Below are 731 nucleotides of genomic sequence, written 5' to 3'. Positions count from 1 at the left end.
ATCGGCACCCGGTCGTATTCATCGACGATCATCAGATCGACCACGGTGTGATCAATCTGGACTTGCTGGAGAACCGCCGTCACCGGCGGCGGGACATCGCCCGCGGACTGCCGCGATCGGGCGGCGTCCGGTCCGCCACGTGACCGTGCGACGCGGCCCGGGTGCATCGCTGCGATCCGCGCGGTGACTGTGTTGCGGGCTGGGATAGGGAATCCCGCACGGTGACAGGCGAGCGCGATACGTCGATGCAGTGCTGCGACACTGAGCTTCTGGCGAGCCAGAAACTCGCGGTTGATGTGCTCGGCGATCACTTCTTCCACCTCGGTCGGCATCCGAGAGCGGCCGCGCCCGCCTACAGGAGCGGAGACCAACAGATCTGTGACCGCCCCTCCCCCATTCCGGAGCCTGGACAACAGCACGTACACACGCCGCGGCGAGACCCCCAACTGCTGCGCTGCATCCTCCACCACTGCGGTACCGATCGAGGATCGATCCACTAGTTCGCTGAGCACTGCGAACCGTGACCGTGCCTGCTCCCACTGCTCCGCCGACGCGGTCAGCACACCAGTCTCGGCGACATCGAACTTGTCCGCGTCCATCGCAGCCTCCGAACGCCCGGCCTGCGTGACCGACCGATTGTGCAGTCCACTTCTGCACTCAGAATGTCAGAAGACGACTGCAATCGGAGGTAAAACCCCAGGAATTTATGACGCCCACTTCTGAAACTGACA

At 63.7% G+C, this 731-nt stretch carries 1 pseudogene; it reads right to left on the bottom strand.

Features of this window, described 5'->3' with window-relative positions:
• Positions 1-599, bottom strand: a pseudogene (locus tag J1M86_RS23830) (transposase); the annotation flags it as partial.
• Positions 600-731 lie beyond the last annotated feature (132 nt).

The sequence above is a fragment of the Rhodococcus sp. KRD197 genome, assembly GCF_017168235.1.
In the GTDB taxonomy this organism is placed as follows: Bacteria; Actinomycetota; Actinomycetes; order Mycobacteriales; family Mycobacteriaceae; genus Rhodococcoides.
The sequence above is the reverse complement of the archived record's forward strand: the minus strand, read 5'-3'. Positions and strand labels throughout refer to the sequence as shown.